Raw genomic sequence first — 14,770 nt, forward strand, 5'->3', positions numbered from 1 at the left:
TGCCAAGGCCGCAACGGCGCTTTAGCACTCCGCCGATTTTCCAGAGAACGCCGTCAGGTCCGGATCGAGCCGGGCATGACACCTAGCGAGGATGACGACCATGGCGACCCATAAACTGCTTCTGCTGCCCGGCGACGGCATCGGCCCCGAAGTGATGGCGGAAGTGAAGCGGCTGATCGGCTGGCTCAACGCCCGCGGGCTCGCCTCGTTCGAGACGGAAGAGGGGCTGGTCGGCGGCGCCGCCTATGACGCGCACAAGGTGTCGATTTCCGAGGCCGACATGGCCAAGGCCAAGGCGGCCGACGCCGTGATCTTCGGTGCGGTCGGCGGGCCGAAATGGGACGGCGTTCCCTACGACGTCCGCCCCGAGGCCGGCCTGCTGCGCCTGCGCAAGGATCTCGGCCTGTTCGCCAACCTCCGTCCGGCCGTGTGCTATCCGGCGCTCGCGGACGCCTCCAGCCTGAAGCGCGAGATCGTCGAAGGCCTCGACATCATGATCGTGCGCGAGCTCACCGGCGGCGTCTATTTCGGCGAGCCGAAGACCATCACCGATCTCGGCAACGGCCAGAAGCGCGCCGTCGATACCCAGGTCTACGACACCTATGAGATCGAGCGTATCGCGCGGGTCGCCTTCGATCTCGCCCGCAAGCGCCGCAACAAGGTCACCTCGATGGAGAAGCGCAACGTCATGAAGACGGGCGTGCTCTGGAACGAGGTCGTGACCGCGGTGCACAGCCGCGAATACAAGGACGTGACGCTCGAGCACCAGCTCGCCGATTCCGGCGGCATGAATCTGGTGAAGTATCCGAAGATGTTCGACGTCATCGTCACCGACAATCTGTTCGGCGACATGCTGTCGGACATCGCGGCGATGCTGACCGGCTCGCTCGGCATGCTGCCGTCAGCCTCGCTCGGCGAGGTCGATGCCAAGACCAAGACGCGCAAGGCGCTGTATGAGCCGGTGCACGGCTCCGCGCCCGACATCGCGGGCAAGGGGCTCGCCAATCCGATCGCGATGGTCTCGTCCTTCGGCATGGCGCTGCGCTATTCCTTCGACATGGGCGCGCTGGCCGACAAGCTGGAAGCTGCGATCGCCGCCGTGCTCGCGAGCGGCCTGCGCACCGCCGACATCAAGTCCGAAGGCACGACGCCGGCATCGACCACGCAGATGGGCGAGGCGATCCTCAAGGAACTGGAGAAGCTGCACGCATAGGGCGTGGCACTCTCGATGCCGCGCGCAAGCGCATCAGCATGAATTGGCGTCGTCCCGGCGGATTGCCGGGACGACGTTTTTTATGTGGCTACCGTGTCGGGTCTGTTGGCCACAGCTCGTCAGCGGTGCCTTGCCGCGCAACTCGCCTTCATTTTCTCGCGCGTCCCGATCCGCAGCGGCGCGTTGCATGCGCTCCACACGCAAAAGGCCGGGCTGGGCCCGGCCTTCGTCATCAGGCGCTATCGCCGACCTCAGTAGGGAATTGGGAAGGTCCGCGGATAGCCGCCGAGATCGGTCGGCGTCATCAGCGGCTGGCGATCGATCGGCCGGTTCAGGTTCTCGCGGCCGAAGCTCGGATAGCCGTATTCGGACGGGAATGCATAGTCGCTGAACTTGCGATCGCCGGGCAGCACCTCGGTGCCGCCGTCGAGCCAGGAGCGCCTGGTGATGTAGATGCGGGTGCGCGGGCCGGACTGGTAGGAATAGTTCGGGCCGCTGCCGGTGGCGACGTAATTGCCGTAGTGCCGACGCTTGGTCTCGGCATTGGCGGATGTGATGGCAAGACCGGTCGCGGCGATCAGCGCCACGGTCATGACCCGGGTCGCGGCAGAAAATCTCGTCATCACGTCCTCTTCCTCGCGCCAAACGGGGCGGGCGCGCGCCATGCAATGATTTGGGCAATACATTATCCGGCTCGGATATGGCGTCACAAGGTCAATCCCGCCATACCGGTCAAGATAAATCCCCGCTGTGGCGGGAAAGTTGCATCAAAATCCGTGGCTTGACGGCCGATCCGGGTGCCGGCGGCGCGGCCGAAAGGTGGCGTGGACGCATTGGGAAACGGCGGGATGTGTTCGGCGCGCCAGTTAGAGCGTGCCGCGCAGCCGTGGCTCGTCGAGCGCCGTGACCCAATCGGACGGTCTCGCTGCTCCCGCGGTCGGGTCGCAGGCCAAGCGCCTGCCGTCGGCACGCGCGAACAGGGCGCTCAGGTCCGCGTCGTGACTGCCCGACAACAGCGTCAGCCGGTTCAGCATGCAGCCGACCATTGCGCGCCTGACGGGTGCGCTGACGCCCTGGCAGGACCATCCCGAGAGCCGCAAGGCAGGCTCGCCGAGCTGTTTGAGAAAGCCGAGGCAGGCGCCCGGCCCATCCGCGGCCCCGGTTTGGCGGAGCAGGCTGACTGAGCCGAACTTGGTGTCGATCACGCCCGCGGCTTCCAGCTCGCTTGTTCCGTCCGGCGCCATGCGCAGGCCCAGTGCGTGAGCGGCGTGTCGCGAGGCGGCGGGTTCGGCTCCTAAGCGATAGATTTCGAGTTCGGCCGCCGGGCGGTCGGCCGGTTCACCCCAGCGGAAGATGTCCTTGCGGCCGCCAAGCGGGTGCCGGAGCACGGTATAGGTTGCCGATTTGTCCGGCTGGTCGGTCAGCCGCAGCGAGAATGCGGGGACAGCGTTATCGACCATGCTCCAGCCCGACCGGGCTGATTCTGCCGCGTCGCCCCCGATCTGGCGCCAGCCCGCCAGGGCCAGGATGGCGATCAGTGCCAGCGCCCCCAGATAAGCGAACAGGCGTGCAAAGGTGGCGCAAACCTCGTCGGCAAGGCTCTCGAGCGCCAGGAGAAAGGCGGCAACGCGGGATGGGGCGGCTGTTCTGGCCGAAACGGGATGCATCAAACGCGAAACGTCATGGTAAGATTGTGTCAGGGACGTTTCTCGCATAGAAGCGCTGCCGCTTCCGTTGCCGCATCCTTGTGCGGCCGGCCATTTTTCGTCGGAGAGTGAACGATGGGTTACAAAGTCGCAGTGGTCGGCGCGACCGGCAATGTCGGGCGGGAAATGCTCAATATCCTCGACGAACGGAAATTCCCGGCCGACGAGGTGGTGGCGCTGGCCTCGCGCCGCAGCATCGGGATCGAGGTTTCCTACGGCGACCGTACGCTCAAGGTCAAAGCGCTGGAGCACTACGATTTTGCCGATGTCGACATCTGCCTGATGTCGGCAGGCGGGGCGGTATCGAAGGAATGGTCGCCGCGGATCGGCGCCGCCGGTGCGGTCGTGATCGACAACTCGTCCGCTTGGCGCATGGACCCGGACGTGCCGTTGATCGTGCCGGAGGTGAACGCGGATGCGACCGCCGGTTTTGCCAAGAAGAACATCATCGCCAATCCGAACTGCTCGACGGCGCAGCTCGTGGTCGCGTTGAAGCCCCTGCACGAGAAGGCGACGATCAAGCGCGTGGTGGTGTCGACCTATCAGTCGGTATCGGGCGCCGGCAAGGATGCGATGGACGAGTTGTTCTCGCAGACCAAGGCCGTCTACACCAATGACGAGCTGATCAATAAGAAGTTTCCGAAGCGCATCGCCTTCAACGTCATTCCGCAGATCGACGTCTTCATGGAGGACGGCTATACCAAGGAAGAGTGGAAGATGATGGCGGAGACCAAGAAGATCTTGGATCCGAAGATCAAGCTGACCGCGACCTGCGTGCGCGTGCCGGTTTTCGTCGGTCACTCGGAAGCGGTCAATGTCGAGTTCGAGAATCCGATCACGGCGGACGAGGCCCGCGATATCCTGCGCCGCGCGCCGGGCTGTCTCGTCATCGACAAGCTGGAGCCGGGTGGATATGTCACGCCCTATGAGGCGGCCGGCGAGGACGCGACCTATATCAGCCGCATCCGTGAGGATGCGACCGTGGAGAACGGTCTCGTCTTCTGGTGCGTGTCGGACAATCTGCGCAAGGGCGCTGCGCTGAACGCGGTGCAGATCGCGGAAGTGCTGATCAACCGCAAGCTGATCACCGCGAAGAAGAAAGCGGCCTGAAGCGGCCGGCATGTTATCCCGATGACGACTCCCATGAGCGAACAGCCGGCGGCATCGGCCCGACAGCACGCGCCAAACGTGGTGGAACGCGGAATCGAAGGCCTTTTGTTCAAGAGCCGCTGGCTGATGGCGCCGTTTTATGTCGGCCTGGTCGTCAGCCTAGCGGTTTTGCTGGTCAAATTCGTGATGCTGCTGTGGGAGTTCGTCCTGCACGTGCCGTCCGCGAAGGAGAGCGACATCATCCTCGGTGTGCTCTCGTTGATCGACGTTTCGTTGACCGGCAATCTGGTGCTGATCGTGGTGTTCTCGGGCTATGAGAACTTCGTCTCGCGGATCGATCCGGGCGGCCATCCGGACTGGCCGGAATGGATGACCAAGGTCGATTTCGCCGGGCTGAAGCAGAAATTGCTGGCCTCGATCGTCGCGATCTCGGCAATCCAGGTGCTGAAGGCTTTCATGAACCTCGATGCCGGCGTTGACTCGATCAAGCTCGGCTGGCTGGTCGGCGTGCATCTGGTATTCGTGGTTTCAACCGTGATGCTGGCATTGTCGGATCGCTGGGGCAGCGATCACTAAAGCGAGTGGCGAATTGGAAAGTTATTCCACTTGCTATCCGCTACGCCCTATTCGTCAATGCGCGCGCTCTTGAACTCCTTGACGGCCTTATCGAGGACGAACAGCGAGCCTTCCTTGACGCCGAAATAGGCGCCGTGCAGTTGCAGCGTGCCAGCCTCGACCTGCTTGTGCACGAACGGAAAGGTCAGCAGGTTCTCCAGGCTGCGGAAGATCGCAGCCTTCTCGATCCTGATGACGAAGTCCTGCATGGTCTCATGGGCGCGCTGCTCGACGATCTCGCCCGGCTTGACGAACATCGCCATCCAGCGGCCGATGAAATCGCTTGGCGACAACGGCTCGATCTTGTCCACGAAGGCGCGGATGCCGCCGCATTGGGCATGACCCAGCACGACGATGTGCTTGATGCGCAGCACGGTGACCGCGTATTCCAGCGCCGCCGAGACGCCGTGAGCGCCGCTGTCCGGTTCGTACACGGGAACCAGATTGGCGACATTGCGGACCACGAATAGCTCGCCCGGGCCGGCGTCGAAGATCACCTCGGGCGAGACGCGCGAGTCGCAGCAACCGATCACCATCACTTCCGGCGACTGGCCACGTTCGGAGAGTTCCCGGTAACGGCTTTGCTCGGTCGGAAGGCGGGTGGTGGCAAAGGCGCGATATCCGTCGAGCAGACGGGGCGGAAAGGTGATCATGGCGGTTACCTAAACAACATATGTCCGGAGCAGGAACAAGCCTTTCAGGACGGGGCTCGAAATGGTATCGCGAGACGCCTGAATAAGCCAAGGGAAACGCCGACATGATCCGCCCGCGCCGCAGCCTCCTGTTCATGCCCGGCTCGAATGCGCGCGCATTGGACAAAGGCCGCAGCCTGCCCGTCGACGGGCTCATTCTCGACCTCGAGGACTCGGTCGCGCCGGATGCCAAGGGATCTGCCCGCGAGCAGATCGCCAAGGCGGTCGCCACCGATGGTTATGGCGGTCGCGAGCTTCTGATCCGCATCAACAGCCTCGATACGCCCTGGTGGAGCGACGACGTCGCAATGGCCGGGCAGGCGGCGCCCGACGGCATCCTGGTTCCCAAGGTTTCGACGGTCGAGGACCTGCAGAAGGTCACTGAGCGTCTTGCCGAGGTCGGCGCTGATCCGACGCTGAAGGTCTGGGCGATGATCGAAACCGCCCGTGCCGTGCTCGATGCGGACAGGCTGGCCGCCACCGTGCGGGAACCAGGGTCACGGCTCGCCGGCTTCGTGTTCGGGCCGAACGACATTTCGCGGGAGACGCGCATCCGTATGCTGCCCGGCCGCTCCACGATGCTGCCGATGATCTCTCACTGCATTCTGGCGACGCGGGCCCATGGCCTGGAAATCCTCGACGGTCCCTACAGCGATTTCGCCAATGCGGACGGATTTGCGCAGGAGTGCATCCAGGCGCGCGATCTCGGTTTCGACGGCAAGACGTTGATCCATCCGAGCCAGATCGATTCCTGCAATGCGATCTTCACCCCGCCGGCTCAAGAGGTCGCCGAGGCTCGCAAGATCCTTGCCGCGTTCGATCTGCCGGAAAATGCCACGCGCGGTGCGATCCAGATCGACGGCCGCATGGTGGAGCGCCTGCACGCCGACATGGCCCGTCGCACCATCGCCATCGCGGACGCCATTGCGGCGCTCACCAAGTAGGTGCGCGAGGCCGCAGCTCTACTTGCGCTTCAAGCTGAGGATGTAGTCGACGAGATCGCCGCGCTGCTCGGGCGTCATCATGATGTTCGGCATGTTGGCGTGGCTGCTCTGCAGGAACACCTTCAGAGAGAGCTCGGTCGTGGAATGCATGTTGGCGACCGCGACGAAATCGGGCGCGCCGCCCTGGGCCGTTCCGTGCCGCGCATCGATGACGTGACACGCCGTGCACCAGGCCTCCGCAAGCTTGTGGCCTGCCGCCACGCTGCTACTCGGGGATTCTGCGCCGTGGGCGTTGTGCAGCCGGATCAGGAACAGTGCGGCGATCGCAAGCAGGATCGCAACGCTGATTTGAAGCAGACGATTGCGGTGCATGTGCGGCCGTCCTCAATGTCCGGCGATCGATGAATGGTTCAAGCGTGCTTGACGAGGTCCGCGCCGAGACGGTCGATCGTCGGCGCATTGGGGCAATATTCCTCGTAGTGCGCGCTGGCCGTACCGGTGGCGAGGTCGCGGTGACAACGTGGCTTGTCCTTGCAGAGGGCGCAGACCCGCTCCATGTCACGCAGCACCATCGGCTCGCTGCGGGCAAGGGCGGCCTCGTCGATGCTCAGCGCCTTCAGCATCTGCGGCAATTCGTCGGCGGCATGTTCGCCGTGCCGGACCAGTTCGTCGAGATCGGCGGGCGAGACCTGGAGGTCCGCCGCGATGCGCTCGAAGTCCTCGCGATCCATCTGGCGAATCTCGCTCAGCTCGCGCCGATGCTTCAGCCACTGCGCAAACGTATCGATCAGGTACTGAACCCTGGGATATGGCGTAGTTTGCGTGGTCATGCGGCACCTCCAATCAGCGGCGCCAATCAACCATCGTCATCGCAACAGCACGTTGCGTTAGATCAAAGTGCAAATACCGTTCTGCTGCGCGCAACGGGGCTGGTTCTCAAGCCACTCATCAGAACCGCTCCGCGGCCCAGCCATACAGGCTTCCCGGCAACGGCGGCTGGCTGCCGCGTCCTTTGGGCGAGATATGCAGGCCGATGATCGCGGGGTCGCTGATCAGGTCCGAGAAGTTCGAGGGCTCGAAGAAGGCCTTGGGCTCGGCGTGAACCGCGTAGAACGACTTCTTGGGCGACGCATGGTGCAGGCTGCGATGCCGGCGGGCGAGCGCGGTCAGCGCCGCCGGACCGAAGACGGCGACACGGATGTCGGAGAGCCGTTTCGAGCCGCCGCGCAGGCGCCGCAAAGCGAACGTCACACGGTGCGATAGCGACAGCCAGTTTGGCGTCAGCTCCTTCTGCTGCATCAGCTGCTCGAATTCGGTGACGATCGGATCGTCCGGCGGCAGATACAGCACGGAGTTGCCGAGCTGCCGAGGCCGCTCCCAGGCGAAGTAGGGCTTTGCCGGATCGATCTCGATCGGCCTCAGCAGCAAGACATCCGCATCCAGCCACACGCCCGCGCCTTGTGCCATCAGCTTGATGCGGAAGAAGTCGCTGAATTGCAGCGTGGTCCAGTCGCGCCAGCTGCCGTCGGGTTGGGGCGGACGCAGCCGCTCGGAAAAGCGGTAAGGCAGCACGGCTTCGGCGTCGGCGTTGCTGACGCCCTCGGGCAATCCGGGCAGCGGATCGAAACTATAAACCGTGACCTTGTGGCCGGCCGCGAGTTGCGAGCGCAAGCAGGTCTGCCGCAGCCGGTCGAGCGGGCCACGCCAGAAGCTGACGATGTCGGGCAATGAGCGCGTCACCGGCGTCGGTCGCTTGCGAAAAAAGGCCCCGGACGATCATCCAGGGCCCCAAAGGCATCATGGACGGAATGGATCACGCCCAGGCGCGCTCGCTCTTCAGCTTGGTTTCGTAGCTGTCGATTGCGGCCTTCTTCTCCATGGTGAGGCCGATGTCGTCCAGGCCGTTGAGCAGGCAGTGTTTGCGGAACGGGTCGATGTCGAACTTGACCGTGCCGCCGTCCGGTCCGCGGATTTCCTGATTGGCAAGATCGATCGTGAGCGTCGCATTGGCGCCGCGCTCGGCATCGTCGAACAGCTTGTCGAGATCGGCCTGCGAGACGCGGATCGGCAGAATGCCGTTCTTGAAACAGTTGTTGTAGAAGATGTCGCCGAACGAGGTCGAGATCACGCAGCGGATGCCGAAGTCGAGCAGCGCCCAGGGCGCGTGCTCACGGCTCGAGCCGCAGCCGAAATTGTCGCCGGCGACCAGGATCTTGGCATTGCGGTAAGCCGGCTGATTGAGGACGAAATCCGGATTCTCGCTGCCATCGTCCTTGAAGCGCTGTTCCGAGAACAGCCCCTTGCCAAGGCCAGTGCGCTTGATGGTTTTCAGGTACTGCTTGGGGATGATCATGTCGGTATCGACATTGATGATCTTCAAGGGCGCCGCGACGCCTTCCAGCGTGGTGAATTTGTCCATCGTTGCACTTTCCGAAAGTGGGCAGGCTGTTGATGTAGCGCGATTGGCGCTGGCGATAAAGGAAAAATGCCTGGAATTTCAGCCCGCGCCCGTCAATCCGACCTGGATCGATTCCGTGCCCGTTCAATCCGCGCCGGCCTCGATGGCCGCCATGTCGTCGTCCGACAGTCCAAAATGGTGGCCGATCTCATGGATCAGCACGTGACGCACGATGTGGCCGAGCGTCTCATCGTGCTCTGCCCAATAGTCCAGGATCGGCCGCCGGTAGAGCCAGATCATGTTCGGCAGCCGCGGCAGGTCGTCATTGCTGCGGAACGGCAGCCCGGTGCCCTGGAACAGGCCGAGCAGGTCGAATTCGCTTTCCGCCTCCATCTCGTCCAACACCTCCTCGGTCGGAAAGTCGTCGACGCGGATGATGACGCCTTCGCACATGGTGCGGAAGTGGCCGGGCAGGCGCGCGAAGACCTGATGCGCCATGGCTTCCATCTCGGCCAGCGAGGGGGCTTTCAGCTCTGTCCACATTGCCGCCTTGTAGCGCGGGTCTGATGGACACGCACCATTAGAATTCTGGCCTCTCCCGGGCCGCGGCGGTTGACGTGGCTTGCGAAAACGGAGACCGTAAAACGCGATTTTGGGGTGGGATTGAGCGCGATGATGCGGACGACGATGGCCTTGATCGGCGCGGCACTGACGGTGGCAGTTCTGGTGTCTCCCGGCGCGAATGCGCAGCCGATCGCTGCGCAGAGCCAGGCGCGCCCGGCACAAAACGGGTTGAACACTGAGGTGTCCGCCCAGCGCCGCCAGCGGCGCCTCCAGATCTATCCGCGTCAGGATGAGCATTGGCAGCCCGACGTGGTGCCCCGCTATAATCCCGGCCCGAACGCCGTGCGGGTTTGCAACGCCCAGTATGTGCAGGAATTCAGGCCCAGCGGCACCGTGATCGTGCCGCATATGAGCTGCTATTGGCGGCGCGGCTGAAGTCTCCGAAATCGCCGTCCGTGCGGACGTTTTGACGATGACTGCGTGTCGGCGCGTGACACGGTTCGAGATGTCGCGCACGGGGACGGAACCGCCATGAAGCGCGCGCAGGGCTCTGTCGCTGCTTAATCCTGGTACCGCTGCGGCTGCGCAGGAGGGCTGCCGCCTCGACGCCCGAAGTCCGCTGGCACCACGGCCATTGGCGGCGTCATTGGCAAGGACGTCGCCAAAGGGACCATTGGCACCGCCATCACCGGGGACCCGGCGATGCCGGCCGTCCCGCTCTGATTGCGTTCAACAGGCCCCGTTCGCGGGCCTGTTGTCGTATGGTGAGCTGTCCGAGCAGGGAGGATCCGCCGTGAAGATCCGAATTGGCGTCGTCGTTGTGATCCAACTCGTGGCGCTGTTTGCGTTCTCGTCCGCAGCATCTGCCGCCAGTTCTGCGCCGGAGACGACCACTCATCCGCAGCAACAAGGTAGGGCGAAGGCCGCCGCGCGTCATCATCAGCGGCACCGCATTGTGCGCCGCCCTACTGACAAGCTGCACTATTACGGCAGACCGGTGCTTTACGCGCCGGCGCCGTATGCCCCATTTCTGCCGTTCATCAGCGATGGCTGGAAACGATACTGAGGAGCGAATGGAACGCGGTCGCAGCGCGAGGCCGGGACGCGATTTCCGTCAGGGTGACTGATTGCGCCGCATCACGAGTGCGGCAATTCGTCTCGTCAATCGTCACATTCGACGCGAAGTTCTCGCTCAGAGTAGTTCCGATTAGTTCGCGTTCCGCGTGCGGCATTCATGCCGCGTTCACGTGCCTATCATTACGTTCATGTCGGGGCGACTTGTGATCGATCGGCGGAGAAACGATACGGCGGGTGCTCTCCGTCGCTTGAAGCGACTTAGGGAGAAGTGACGATGACGAGGACGAGAGATCCGGGAGGTGGCCTCGTTCGCCGCCTCGGTCTTGCTGCGGCCGCGTTACTCGCGTTTGCCGCGGTGCCTGATCATTCAACACAAGCGATGATGCTGATCGGTGCCGGCGCGCGGCCGGCTTCGCAAGAGCCGGCGAATGCGCCGATCATTCAGGTTCAAGCCCGCGGTGCTGGTCCGGGTGGTGGTGGCGGTGCTCACATCGGCGGAGGCGGTGGAGGATTTCGCGGAGGTGGCGGGCCCGTCGGTGGAGCTGCGGCCTTCCATGGTGGTGGAGGCCCAGCTTTCCACGGCGGTGGTTTTCGCGGAGGCCCGGCCTTTCATGGTGGCGGCGTTGCGTTCCATGGCGGAGGCTTTCGCGGCGGACCCGTCTTTCACGGCGGCGGCTTCCGTTATGGCGGATATCACCGTCACTACGCCTATCGGCCGTACTTCCACCACCGGCACCGGTATTTCTACGGCGCCTACTACTATCCCTACTACACCGGATATTACTACTATCCGTACCGGCGTTGCCGGGTGATCTGGACCTATTACGGCCCGCACCGCGTTTGCCATTATCGGCACTGGCATAGGCACCATCGCCATCATCGCCACTGGCGCCATTATTATTAATGGCTGAGCGTATCGGCCGCTTACAAGAAAGGGCGCCACCCGGGCGCCCTTTTTTGATCCGCGATCTGTGGGACGCAGCCGGAGCCGCGTTCAGAACCAATCCTTGAACTGCCAGTTCTTCACCGTCAGTTTCCAGGGCACCAAGGTCGCCAGCCGCCATTTCGCAAAGTGGCCCGGCGGCCAGTTGGAGAGCCGCTTTTCTTCCTTCTCCACGACTTCAGGCCTGGCGATGATCTTGCGCGGTCGCGTGCGACGCCGTTGACGCGTTGCGTCGCGGATCAGATCGACGAATTCCGGCTTGTTGGCCACGACATGCTCCTTGGCACGTTCCTCTTCGGATGCGGCGTGCATCTGGAGGGGGCACTGTGCGAGCGGACCCTTAAGGAGTCCTTGCGGAAGCCTGTCGAGATTGAGCTGAAACGAAAACGCGACGGCCGGTGAGGCCATCGCGCTGTTGATCGTCGGCAATTTGCCGTGTCGTCGTGCTGCGACCGGGAAAGCCGTCAGCGCCAATCTCTCACATCGACGAAATGACCGGCGATCGCCGCTGCCGCGGCCATGGCCGGCGACACCAGATGGGTGCGGCCCTTGAAACCCTGACGGCCCTCGAAGTTGCGGTTCGAGGTCGAGGCGCAGCGCTCCTCCGGCTTCAGCTTGTCGGGGTTCATGGCAAGGCACATCGAGCAGCCGGGCTCGCGCCATTCGAAGCCGGCCTTGATGAAGATCTTATCGAGTCCCTCGGCTTCGGCCTGCTGCTTCACCAGGCCAGAGCCGGGAACGACCATCGCGTTGACATGGGCGCTCACCGTCTTGCCTTCGGCGATCTTGGCCGCGGCACGCAGATCCTCGATGCGGCCGTTGGTGCAGGAGCCGATGAACACGCGGTCGAGCTGGATGTCGGTGATCTTCGTTCCGGGAACGAGGCCCATATATTTCAGTGCGCGATGCTTCGACAGACGCTTGGCCTCGTCCGCGATCTTGTCCGGATCGGGCACGATGCCGGTCACCGAGATCACATCTTCCGGCGAGGTGCCCCAGGTCACGATCGGCGGCAGCTTGGCAGCATCCAGCCGGATCTCGTGGTCGAAATGCGCGCCTTCGTCCGAACGCAGCTTTTCCCAGTAGCGCATGGCCGCATCCCAGGCCCCGCCCTTCGGCGCCTTCGGGCGATCGCGCAGGAAGTCGAACGCCTTCTGGTCGGGCGCGACCAGACCGGCGCGCGCGCCGCCCTCGATCGACATGTTGCACACGGTCATGCGGCCCTCCATCGAGAGCGCACGGATTGCCTCGCCGGCATATTCCAGCACGTAGCCGGTGCCGCCCGCCGTTCCGATCTCGCCGATGATGGCGAGGATGATGTCCTTGCCCGTCACGCCCTCCGGCAAAGTGCCGTCGACAGTGACGCGCATGTTCTTGGCCTTCTTCTGGATCAGCGTCTGCGTCGCCAGCACGTGCTCCACTTCGGAGGTGCCGATACCGTGCGCGAGCGCGCCGAACGCGCCATGGGTCGAGGTGTGGCTGTCACCGCAGACAATGGTGGTGCCGGGCAGCGTGAAGCCCTGCTCCGGGCCGATGACGTGGACGATGCCCTGGCGGCGATCGAACTCGTTGTAATATTCGATGCCGAATTCCTTGGCGTTCTCGGCCAGCGCCTTGATCTGCTCGATGCTCTCGGGGTCCGGGTTCGGCTTGGTGCGATCGGTGGTCGGCACGTTGTGGTCGACCACGGCGAGCGTCTTCTCCGGCGCATGCACCTTGCGGCCCGTGGCGCGCAGGCCCTCGAAGGCTTGCGGCGAGGTCACCTCGTGAACCAGATGGCGGTCGATATAGAGCAGACACGTGCCGTCCTCGGCTTCGTGCACCAGATGGTCGTTCCAGATCTTGTCGTACAGCGTGGTGGGTTTGGACATGAGCGGATGCTCCCGGGCTATGGCTTGAACGAGGGACGCGCGAGGCCGCGCGGGGAAGGGAAAAAGAGATCGGCGCTGCGCCTAGAGCGCGCGCATAAGCTCCGACGTCGCCGACGTGGCGAACCGTCCGAAGAAGCGCCCGGGCAGCCGGCTACGATCGTCGATGACGATGCGGCGGCAGGCCATATGAGAGCGATTTAGAACCATTTGAGGGATATATAGCACGCGTGACGCGGAGTGCGAGATGCGTTTGCGTGAGCGGTCCGAGCGCGCTTTCGCCGGAGTCATCCAGGATGATCCGAAGGACGGCGCCGCAAAAACAAAAAAGCGCGGGACCGGCCCGCGCTCTTTCAAAACCGATATTGCCGCGCTTACTCGTTGACGGCGGTCTGGCGGTCCTGCTTCTCGACGATGCGGGCCGACTTGCCGCGCAGGCTGCGCAGATAATACAGCTTGGCGCGACGCACCTTGCCGCGGCGCACGACCTTGATCGAGTCGATCATCGGGGAGAGGATCGGGAACACACGCTCCACGCCCTCACCGTAGGAGATCTTGCGGACAGTGAAGCTCTCGTTGATGCCGCCGCCGGAGCGGCCGATGCAGACGCCTTCATAGGCCTGCACGCGGGTGCGCTCGCCTTCGACGACCTTGACGTTGACGATGACAGTGTCGCCGGGCCCGAAATCCGGAATGTCCTTGGTAGCGGCGAGCTTGTCGTACTGCTCTTTTTCGAGCTGCTGAATCAGGTTCACGGGTAAATCTCCATCGGCGGCGCGCCCAGCCGTTAACCGCGGGCTGCGCTTGTTCCTGCCGTCACTTGCGGAATTGAGCGCTCCTATAAGGCAAAGCGCGAGGCTTGTCACCCGTCTGTCGTGTTTTTTGGCGTTTTTTGGCCGGTTCCGCTTTGTTCGCCGACTCCATCCGATTTCTTATCGGATTTCTTGGCCCAAAGGTCGGGACGGCGGGCCTGGGTCAGCGCCTCCGCTTGGGCGCGCCGCCAGGCCGCCACCTTGGCGTGATCTCCCGAGAGCAGGATGTCCGGGATCGGTCGGCCCTCGAAAAGCTGGGGTCGCGTGTATTGCGGGTATTCCAGTAAGCCTTCGGAGAAACTCTCGTCGGTGCCGGATTCCAATTTCCCCATCACGCCCGGCAACAGCCGAACGCAGGCATCGATCAGGGCCATCGCGGCGATCTCGCCGCCCGACAGCACGTAATCGCCGATCGACACCTCGATCAGCCCTCGCGCCTCGATCACGCGCTGGTCGATACCTTCGAACCGGCCGCAGACGATCAGCGGCCCCGGTCCTGCAGCGATCTCCTGCACCATCGCCTGGGTCAATGGCCGACCGCGCGGGCTCATCAGAAGACGCGGCCGGTCGGCCGCAGCCTCAGTGGCATCGATCGCGGCGGCCAGCACATCGGCCCGCAGCACCATGCCGGGGCCGCCACCGGCCGGGGTGTCGTCGACGCTGCGGTGCCTGTCCGTGGCGGATGCCCGGATGTCGCGCGCCTCCAGCACCCACCGGCCGGATGCCAGCGCGCGACCGGCGAGGCTGACGCCGAGCGGCCCCGGAAACATCTCCGGGAACAGGGTCAGGACGGTGGCGCGCCAGGGAAGTGCGAGTTGGGTCATAGCG

20 protein-coding genes are annotated in these 14,770 nt (G+C 63.8%); 8 read left to right on the forward strand and 12 right to left on the reverse strand.

Features of this window, described 5'->3' with window-relative positions; genetic code table 11:
- The first annotated feature begins 100 nt into the window (after positions 1 to 100).
- Positions 101 to 1,213, forward strand: coding sequence for a 3-isopropylmalate dehydrogenase (leuB, locus tag QX034_RS13390; RefSeq protein ID WP_315765826.1), 1,113 nt, complete (start codon positions 101 to 103; stop codon positions 1,211 to 1,213).
- 251 nt (positions 1,214 to 1,464) lie between these two features.
- Here the strand turns inward: leuB and QX034_RS13395 are convergent, their stop codons facing one another.
- Together QX034_RS13395 and QX034_RS13400 are read right to left on the reverse strand one after the other, a co-directional pair.
- Complete coding sequence (locus tag QX034_RS13395) at positions 1,465 to 1,836, reverse strand: hypothetical protein (RefSeq protein ID WP_315702130.1); 372 nt, start codon at positions 1,834 to 1,836, stop codon at positions 1,465 to 1,467.
- 243 nt (positions 1,837 to 2,079) lie between these two features.
- Positions 2,080 to 2,880, reverse strand: coding sequence for a hypothetical protein (locus QX034_RS13400; protein WP_315702129.1), 801 nt, complete (start codon positions 2,878 to 2,880; stop codon positions 2,080 to 2,082).
- A 114-nt stretch (positions 2,881 to 2,994) separates the two neighbouring features.
- Here QX034_RS13400 and QX034_RS13405 point away from each other — a divergent pair, with 114 nt between their 5' ends.
- Positions 2,995 to 4,029, forward strand: a complete 1,035-nt coding sequence (locus QX034_RS13405; protein WP_315742596.1) for an aspartate-semialdehyde dehydrogenase — start codon at positions 2,995 to 2,997, stop codon at positions 4,027 to 4,029.
- Positions 4,030 to 4,062: 33 nt separating this feature from the next.
- Positions 4,063 to 4,605: a TIGR00645 family protein gene (locus tag QX034_RS13410; protein ID WP_315702127.1), complete on the forward strand. Its 543-nt coding sequence runs from the start codon at positions 4,063 to 4,065 to the stop codon at positions 4,603 to 4,605.
- Between the two features lie 47 nt (positions 4,606 to 4,652).
- Here the strand turns inward: QX034_RS13410 and QX034_RS13415 are convergent, their stop codons facing one another.
- Positions 4,653 to 5,297, reverse strand: a complete 645-nt coding sequence (locus QX034_RS13415) for a carbonic anhydrase (RefSeq protein ID WP_315729964.1) — start codon at positions 5,295 to 5,297, stop codon at positions 4,653 to 4,655.
- A 104-nt stretch (positions 5,298 to 5,401) separates the two neighbouring features.
- On the opposite strand from QX034_RS13415, the gene QX034_RS13420 reads away from it, so the two are divergent.
- On the forward strand, positions 5,402 to 6,280 hold the full coding sequence (locus QX034_RS13420) for a CoA ester lyase (RefSeq protein WP_315702125.1): 879 nt from the start codon (positions 5,402 to 5,404) through the stop codon (positions 6,278 to 6,280).
- Positions 6,281 to 6,298: 18 nt separating this feature from the next.
- Here the strand turns inward: QX034_RS13420 and QX034_RS13425 are convergent, their stop codons facing one another.
- The 5 genes from QX034_RS13425 to QX034_RS13445 all read right to left on the reverse strand — a co-directional run bounded on the left by QX034_RS13425 (position 6,299) and on the right by QX034_RS13445 (position 9,221).
- Positions 6,299 to 6,652: a cytochrome c gene (locus QX034_RS13425; RefSeq protein WP_315702124.1), complete on the reverse strand. Its 354-nt coding sequence runs from the start codon at positions 6,650 to 6,652 to the stop codon at positions 6,299 to 6,301.
- Between the two features lie 38 nt (positions 6,653 to 6,690).
- Positions 6,691 to 7,110: a hypothetical protein gene (locus tag QX034_RS13430; RefSeq protein WP_315761485.1), complete on the reverse strand. Its 420-nt coding sequence runs from the start codon at positions 7,108 to 7,110 to the stop codon at positions 6,691 to 6,693.
- A 118-nt stretch (positions 7,111 to 7,228) separates the two neighbouring features.
- Positions 7,229 to 8,020 (reverse strand): hypothetical protein, encoded by a 792-nt coding sequence (locus QX034_RS13435; protein ID WP_316185106.1) that lies wholly within the window; start codon positions 8,018 to 8,020, stop codon positions 7,229 to 7,231.
- 73 nt (positions 8,021 to 8,093) lie between these two features.
- Positions 8,094 to 8,699 carry a 3-isopropylmalate dehydratase small subunit gene (gene leuD / locus QX034_RS13440; RefSeq protein ID WP_315702121.1) on the reverse strand — a complete coding sequence of 202 codons (606 nt, stop codon included), beginning with the start codon at positions 8,697 to 8,699 and terminating at the stop codon, positions 8,094 to 8,096.
- A 123-nt stretch (positions 8,700 to 8,822) separates the two neighbouring features.
- Positions 8,823 to 9,221, reverse strand: a complete 399-nt coding sequence (locus QX034_RS13445; RefSeq protein ID WP_315702120.1) for a metallopeptidase family protein — start codon at positions 9,219 to 9,221, stop codon at positions 8,823 to 8,825.
- A 129-nt stretch (positions 9,222 to 9,350) separates the two neighbouring features.
- Between QX034_RS13445 and QX034_RS13450 the strand changes: the two genes are divergently transcribed.
- The 3 genes from QX034_RS13450 (at position 9,351) to QX034_RS13460 (ending at position 11,223) form a co-directional block, all read left to right on the forward strand.
- The gene (locus QX034_RS13450; RefSeq protein ID WP_315702119.1) at positions 9,351 to 9,677 is read left to right on the forward strand and encodes a hypothetical protein; all 327 of its coding nucleotides are present in this window, start codon (positions 9,351 to 9,353) and stop codon (positions 9,675 to 9,677) included.
- A gap of 358 nt (positions 9,678 to 10,035) precedes the next feature.
- Positions 10,036 to 10,308 (forward strand): hypothetical protein, encoded by a 273-nt coding sequence (locus QX034_RS13455; RefSeq protein ID WP_315807172.1) that lies wholly within the window; start codon positions 10,036 to 10,038, stop codon positions 10,306 to 10,308.
- Positions 10,309 to 10,593: 285 nt separating this feature from the next.
- Positions 10,594 to 11,223, forward strand: a complete 630-nt coding sequence (locus tag QX034_RS13460; RefSeq protein WP_315729994.1) for a hypothetical protein — start codon at positions 10,594 to 10,596, stop codon at positions 11,221 to 11,223.
- A gap of 90 nt (positions 11,224 to 11,313) precedes the next feature.
- On the opposite strand, the gene QX034_RS13465 is transcribed toward QX034_RS13460, so the two are convergent.
- Complete coding sequence (locus QX034_RS13465) at positions 11,314 to 11,532, reverse strand: hypothetical protein (RefSeq protein WP_315702117.1); 219 nt, start codon at positions 11,530 to 11,532, stop codon at positions 11,314 to 11,316.
- A 194-nt stretch (positions 11,533 to 11,726) separates the two neighbouring features.
- Entirely contained in the window at positions 11,727 to 13,133 is a 1,407-nt protein-coding gene (leuC, locus tag QX034_RS13470) for a 3-isopropylmalate dehydratase large subunit (RefSeq protein WP_315702116.1), read from the reverse strand.
- Positions 13,134 to 13,377: 244 nt separating this feature from the next.
- Here leuC and QX034_RS13475 point away from each other — a divergent pair, with 244 nt between their 5' ends.
- Positions 13,378 to 13,515 (forward strand): hypothetical protein, encoded by a 138-nt coding sequence (locus QX034_RS13475; protein ID WP_315702115.1) that lies wholly within the window; start codon positions 13,378 to 13,380, stop codon positions 13,513 to 13,515.
- Here QX034_RS13475 and rplS read toward each other — a convergent pair.
- Both rplS and trmD read right to left on the reverse strand, forming a co-directional pair.
- On the reverse strand, positions 13,505 to 13,885 hold the full coding sequence (gene rplS / locus QX034_RS13480) for a 50S ribosomal protein L19 (RefSeq protein ID WP_315702114.1): 381 nt from the start codon (positions 13,883 to 13,885) through the stop codon (positions 13,505 to 13,507). The genes QX034_RS13475 and rplS overlap by 11 nt on opposite strands.
- Before the next feature lie 107 nt (positions 13,886 to 13,992).
- A complete protein-coding gene (trmD, locus tag QX034_RS13485; RefSeq protein WP_316195465.1) occupies positions 13,993 to 14,766 on the reverse strand; it encodes a tRNA (guanosine(37)-N1)-methyltransferase TrmD in 774 nt (257 codons plus the stop codon).
- Positions 14,767 to 14,770 lie beyond the last annotated feature (4 nt).

It is taken from the genome of Bradyrhizobium sp. SZCCHNR3119, assembly GCF_032487775.1.
GTDB lineage: Bacteria > Pseudomonadota > Alphaproteobacteria > Rhizobiales > Xanthobacteraceae > Bradyrhizobium.

Excerpts from the sequence above, each read along its gene's own strand:
- QX034_RS13475 (WP_315702115.1), top strand. The coding sequence starts at position 13,378 with ATGCGTTTGCGTGAGCGGTCCGAGCGCGCTTTCGCCGGAGTCATCCAG.
- QX034_RS13430 (WP_315761485.1), bottom strand. The coding sequence starts at position 7,110 with ATGACCACGCAAACTACGCCATATCCCAGGGTTCAGTACCTGATCGAT.
- QX034_RS13445 (WP_315702120.1), bottom strand. The coding sequence starts at position 9,221 with ATGTGGACAGAGCTGAAAGCCCCCTCGCTGGCCGAGATGGAAGCCATG.
- QX034_RS13425 (WP_315702124.1), bottom strand. The coding sequence starts at position 6,652 with ATGCACCGCAATCGTCTGCTTCAAATCAGCGTTGCGATCCTGCTTGCG.
- trmD (WP_316195465.1), bottom strand. The coding sequence starts at position 14,766 with ATGACCCAACTCGCACTTCCCTGGCGCGCCACCGTCCTGACCCTGTTC.
- QX034_RS13400 (WP_315702129.1), bottom strand. The coding sequence starts at position 2,880 with ATGCATCCCGTTTCGGCCAGAACAGCCGCCCCATCCCGCGTTGCCGCC.
- QX034_RS13460 (WP_315729994.1), top strand. The coding sequence starts at position 10,594 with ATGACGAGGACGAGAGATCCGGGAGGTGGCCTCGTTCGCCGCCTCGGT.
- leuB (WP_315765826.1), top strand. The coding sequence starts at position 101 with ATGGCGACCCATAAACTGCTTCTGCTGCCCGGCGACGGCATCGGCCCC.
- QX034_RS13405 (WP_315742596.1), top strand. The coding sequence starts at position 2,995 with ATGGGTTACAAAGTCGCAGTGGTCGGCGCGACCGGCAATGTCGGGCGG.
- QX034_RS13395 (WP_315702130.1), bottom strand. The coding sequence starts at position 1,836 with ATGACGAGATTTTCTGCCGCGACCCGGGTCATGACCGTGGCGCTGATC.
- leuD (WP_315702121.1), bottom strand. The coding sequence starts at position 8,699 with ATGGACAAATTCACCACGCTGGAAGGCGTCGCGGCGCCCTTGAAGATC.
- QX034_RS13420 (WP_315702125.1), top strand. The coding sequence starts at position 5,402 with ATGATCCGCCCGCGCCGCAGCCTCCTGTTCATGCCCGGCTCGAATGCG.
- QX034_RS13410 (WP_315702127.1), top strand. The coding sequence starts at position 4,063 with ATGAGCGAACAGCCGGCGGCATCGGCCCGACAGCACGCGCCAAACGTG.
- leuC (WP_315702116.1), bottom strand. The coding sequence starts at position 13,133 with ATGTCCAAACCCACCACGCTGTACGACAAGATCTGGAACGACCATCTG.
- QX034_RS13450 (WP_315702119.1), top strand. The coding sequence starts at position 9,351 with ATGATGCGGACGACGATGGCCTTGATCGGCGCGGCACTGACGGTGGCA.
- QX034_RS13415 (WP_315729964.1), bottom strand. The coding sequence starts at position 5,297 with ATGATCACCTTTCCGCCCCGTCTGCTCGACGGATATCGCGCCTTTGCC.